Annotated in this window: 6 protein-coding genes; 3 read left to right on the top strand and 3 right to left on the bottom strand. The window is 47.8% G+C overall.

Annotation, left to right across the window (positions count from 1 at the left end):
- Positions 1–10 precede the first annotated feature (10 nt).
- Together F3J31_RS23320 and F3J31_RS23140 are read right to left on the bottom strand one after the other, a co-directional pair.
- On the bottom strand, positions 11–904 hold the full coding sequence (locus tag F3J31_RS23320; protein ID WP_104948653.1) for a dihydrodipicolinate synthase family protein: 894 nt from the start codon (positions 902–904) through the stop codon (positions 11–13).
- 33 nt (positions 905–937) lie between these two features.
- The gene (locus F3J31_RS23140; RefSeq protein WP_167215705.1) at positions 938–1621 is read right to left on the bottom strand and encodes a B3/4 domain-containing protein; all 684 of its coding nucleotides are present in this window, start codon (positions 1619–1621) and stop codon (positions 938–940) included.
- Positions 1622–1664: 43 nt separating this feature from the next.
- Between F3J31_RS23140 and F3J31_RS23135 the strand changes: the two genes are divergently transcribed.
- Together F3J31_RS23135 and F3J31_RS23130 are read left to right on the top strand one after the other, a co-directional pair.
- Positions 1665–2267, top strand: coding sequence for an XRE family transcriptional regulator (locus tag F3J31_RS23135; protein ID WP_167215704.1), 603 nt, complete (start codon positions 1665–1667; stop codon positions 2265–2267).
- Between the two features lie 62 nt (positions 2268–2329).
- Entirely contained in the window at positions 2330–2791 is a 462-nt protein-coding gene (locus F3J31_RS23130) for a GNAT family N-acetyltransferase (RefSeq protein ID WP_104948654.1), read from the top strand.
- Positions 2792–3031: 240 nt separating this feature from the next.
- Here the strand turns inward: F3J31_RS23130 and F3J31_RS23125 are convergent, their stop codons facing one another.
- On the bottom strand, positions 3032–3604 hold the full coding sequence (locus F3J31_RS23125; RefSeq protein WP_126534456.1) for a flavin reductase: 573 nt from the start codon (positions 3602–3604) through the stop codon (positions 3032–3034).
- A gap of 128 nt (positions 3605–3732) precedes the next feature.
- Between F3J31_RS23125 and F3J31_RS23120 the strand changes: the two genes are divergently transcribed.
- Complete coding sequence (locus F3J31_RS23120) at positions 3733–4632, top strand: LysR family transcriptional regulator (protein ID WP_045910623.1); 900 nt, start codon at positions 3733–3735, stop codon at positions 4630–4632.
- Positions 4633–4671 lie beyond the last annotated feature (39 nt).

Raw genomic sequence — 4671 nt, 5'->3', positions numbered from 1 at the left:
TGCGGAGAGATCACTTCAGCTCCAGCATGCTTATCACATGGGCAATATCCGCGATATCACCAGCTGACAATGGTTGCAGAGGTCGAGGCAGGCAATCCATGTCGGTAAGCCCAAGCACACCAGCAGCAGCGGCAATAACGCGAATACTTCCCCCATGTTTCCGGAAGAGCGACCACAACGGCTCGAGGCGGGTTGTCAGGGCTGTAACGCGTTGATGATCGTTTGCCGCCGCAGCTTCGGTGATTTGTTTCGCCATCTCAGGGAACAGACCGCCACACACGGAATACCACACTTCACAACCGGCGTTTAATCCCAGCCCCGCATAAGCGTCGCCACTAATACCGATTGTTACGCCAGGGCGCAAATGTTGACGTAACGCATTCACCCGCTCAATCGCTGCAGCGGGGCTATCCGGGACGCCAGGGATCTTGACCGAGCGAACCCCCTCAAGTGAGGAGAGACGACCGTGGAGTTCATCCGTAAAGGTAAAATGCGTAGTGCCCGGATTATCATAGATACACACCGGTACAGAAACGTGCCGGGTAACGGTCTCAAAGAGTGAGAAGACTTCTTCGTCACGGAGTGGCTGGTAACTGACCGCCGGGAGTAACAGCGCATTCGCACCAGCTGCCTGTGCATCATCTGCCAGATGCAGAATGGCATCGGTACTGACCGCTCCCACACACACCATAACGGGGATGTTCCCTGCATGCTGTTTCGCCAGCGTTGCTACGCGCTTGCGCTGCTCCCGGGTCAGATAGGCGTAGCTTCCGGTTGACCCCAGGATGCCCATAGAATCAACCCGAGCGTCTGTAAGACGGGAAAGAATATGGCTGAAACCCTTTTCATCCACGCCGCTGGCAGTGACTGGGGTTAATGGAAACGCCGACAAACCGGTAAACATAACTGTTTCTCCTGAAGGGTATTACTGCTGTTGTTATTCGATGAGAGCAACTTCAAACCACAGACCGGGCATCATTTTTTCCAGGCCGTCGGTCAGCATCTTCCCGGCTTCGTGAAGTCTATCCAGCGGCATCTGCGGGAGACTCTCCAGAATGAACCACATTTCCTGAGCTTCCACGCCTAAGCGGGTTCTGATCCCCTGTCGCCAGTTCCAGCGACGGCAGGTCACGCCAATATCATCACACCAGATAACCTCGCCTTGTGAAGGATACTCAACGGTGGCCTCTCCCTCTTTGACGGTATCAAAAGGCTCTGTTCCTTTTGCCACAGTCAGACGCGGCGCCCCCTGATAGGCAGAGAGATTCTCTCCACCAACCGGAACGGCATAGCGGAGACTAACGGCATTATAAAGATCAACGATAGGATCGAGCGCTGGCATCGTTCCGTCACGTAACACGCGCTTGCGTAACGCATCCGCTGAGCAAGGAGTGCGTTTAGGTTTAGCACCAAACTTTTGAAAAACGTCGGCCCATGCCGCCAGATGAGAGTCCGCCCACTCTGGTTCACCGGCCAGAACGGCTTCACAGGCTTCACGCAGCGCCATTTCTCCAGTGTCGGGATTAAGCACTGGCGCAGCTTTTACGCAGATGCTGAGTGCCCGAAAACCGGGAGCAATACGATAAATTTCAGGGGCAATTGACGGCGATACTGTTAGCACGTGATAATCCTGTAATGACCAATTTATTCCATGATAATGACCAATGACCAAAAAAGTCAATTTAATGACCGATGCAAATTCGATCGCCAGTTCCGTGAATGAAGCCGTATCGCAGCGAATAAAACTGTATCGTAAGCAAAAGAAAATCTCCCTTGATGAACTCTCGCGTCGGGCAGGCGTCAGCAAGGGAGCGCTGGTTGAGATAGAGGGATGCCGGGCGAATCCCAGCATTGCCCTGCTATGCCGCCTGGCTGCCGCAATGGGGGTTTCAGTGGCTGATTTTGTGGATGTCAGTTCAAAACCGACCGTGCATCTCATCGCTGAAGATGAGATCCCTGAATTGTGGGAAGGTGAAAAAGGCGGGAGAGCAAGATTGCTAGCAGGGTCGGGTGGCCCTGATATGACCGAGCTCTGGATGTGGGAAATGCAGCCGGGGGAAAATTTTGCGTCCCCCGGCCACACGGAAGGTACGCTTGAACTGTTTTATGTGCAGTCGGGCACGCTCACACTCGGCGTACAGGAACACGTGTATCGGGTAAATACTGGCTGTTCGGCAACCGCCAGAACGGACGTTCCTCATTTCTATGAAAACCAGGGGGAGAACCCGCTGGTATTTATCATGACAGTACATGAAAAAGCATCCTGAGCATTCCCCGGATAGAGGACAGCCCTGTGCCTCATCACAAGTAGCCCAAAAGGAGAAGTTCGGTGAATAATCAGCATCTGCGTTTTACCAAAGACAAATTTATTGTCACAACCGATCCCAGCTTTTTTCAGCTGGAAGCCATTCACGATTACCTCTCGCAATCGTCCTGGGCTCCTGGTATTGATGCTGAAACGGTCAGGATATCAATCCAGAACAGCCTTTGTTTCGCGCTCCTGGATGGAACAAGACAAATCGGCTTCGCCCGTCTGGTCACAGACTATGCCACTTTTGGTTATTTGTGTGACGTCTACGTGCTGAACGATTATCAGAAAAGTGGTCTTGGACGTTGGCTGATTGAATGCTGTCATGCCCATCCATTGTTGTCACGTCTGCGACGGATAATGCTGGTAACCGACAGCGCGCCATGGTTATACCAGAAGCTGGGGTATAACCCATTGAACCGACCAGATTTTGTCTGGCAAATCAATCGACCCGATATTTATCGTCACCCCGGGCAAAAATAAAAGTACTTTTCAGAGAGTAATGATAAATGTGAATCCGCAGGGCCTGTCACTCTGATGCAGAAGAATTTGCTCTTTTAGCCGAACGAATCTTACGACATCCGCTTCTGGCACTGAGCGGATATGCTAACTGAGCTAAAGGTCCGCTGTGAGTGAGAAGCAAACATCTTAAGTAGGTTGTTCTTTTATGCTACTACCTCTATGTAGCCATGTTATATGGCTACATTTATGCAGAAGTAAGGATTAGTCTTTTCCCGGCCCATAATTAAATTTTGTCCCTTTGCCAATGGCGTAAAACTGTCCGCCAGCAACGTAATGGACAGTACGTAATTCATCTGGTGCATCATCAAAAATCCAGTGCCCATTTTTGAAAACGCGGTCATCACTCCATGCTCCGACAATTTCCCCCATGAACAAGTTGTGCTGCTTTTCATTTTCTTCATTGGGTATGACCTTACATACTAACCAGCCAGCGCAACCTTCCACTAAAGGCAGATCAAACTCTTTCTGATAAAATAGTGGGATTTTACTATTTTTATCGGGTGTGTTGGAATAACTGTGACCTCCAGCATATAAAACCATTTCCATCTGATTTACTACTGGGATCTGTACAACGTAATATCCGCTTTTTTCTACAAGCCCGCGAGTAAATGCCTGTGGACCTATAAAAGCCATCACTTTGTTATTGCCTACTAATCCCACCCAGGCCGCTGCCATGACATTTTCAATGCCATCATTTTTAGCCGATATCATCGTCGTTGGCCCGACCTGTAATAAACGATAGGCTTTGTTTAACTCTACTGGTTGAATTGACATAGTTTACTCTTTTGAGTTCTGATAAAAAGTAAGACAGGTTACTTATTTGATTGTTCTATTATATGGCTGGAATAGTTGCAAATTAATTGCTATTATCAAAATACATTATTGCAGATTTCACAATAATCATGGACAAACTTGACGCTCTAAAATTTTTTATCATCGCCTCTGAGACCTTGAACTTCCGCGAAGCAGCCATCAAGCTGTCGGTTTCACCTTCAGTAGTAACCCGAACAGTCGCTGAGCTGGAGAAACAACTTGGTGAACCTTTATTCAAACGCAATACTCGTTCGATCTTTCTCACTAGTTTCGGCGAACTATTTTTACCCCAAGCGAAGCGACTGCTTGAAGATTCTGAAAAACTATTTCAGACAGGGAAAGATGATAATGACATGAAGGGTATTGTTCGTATCACATTACTTCGATTTCCAAATCATGAACAAATCTTGTATGAACTATTGACTGCACTACGTCCCTATCCTGAGTTATTTATCGACTGGCGTTTAGATATGATGAAACTTGATACTATTGAGCATCGTATCGATATAGGTATACGCGTAGGGCGAGAACCTAATCCAAACTTTATCATTAAAAATATCGGACAAGTTGAACATATTTTGGTTACATCACCTGAACTTATTGAGCGACTGGGAGCACCTACTGATTTAGAAGATCTTCGACAGCGTTATCCATTTAGTGGTTTAATTAATCCTGAAACGGGAAAATCATTTGAGTTTATGAGTGACGCAGTAAATACTTTTGTCCCTCGTCATATTGAGTTTTATACTACAGATCCATATGCCGAAATTCAGGCTGCATTGGCCGGGAGAACGGTTGTACAGTCCAGCGACTTTATCTGTAGGGAGTACTTAGCAAGCGGCCAACTTGTTCCCCCATTGCCAGAACTGCGACAGGAGAAATGGCAATTTTATTTATATCGGCCTTACCAGCTGATTACTCCCAAAAGGGTGACGGTCGTTTTCTCGTTATTAGAAAAAATATTACGCAAATATTTCGCATCAAAATAACATTCTCCTCGACGTCCGCATCTGGCACAGAGCGGACAT

This window comes from Enterobacter sp. Acro-832 (assembly GCF_011752745.1).
GTDB classification, from domain to species: domain Bacteria; phylum Pseudomonadota; class Gammaproteobacteria; order Enterobacterales; family Enterobacteriaceae; genus Enterobacter; species Enterobacter quasiroggenkampii.
Note: the sequence above shows the minus strand (reverse complement) of the source record. Positions and strands in the feature narration are given on the sequence as shown.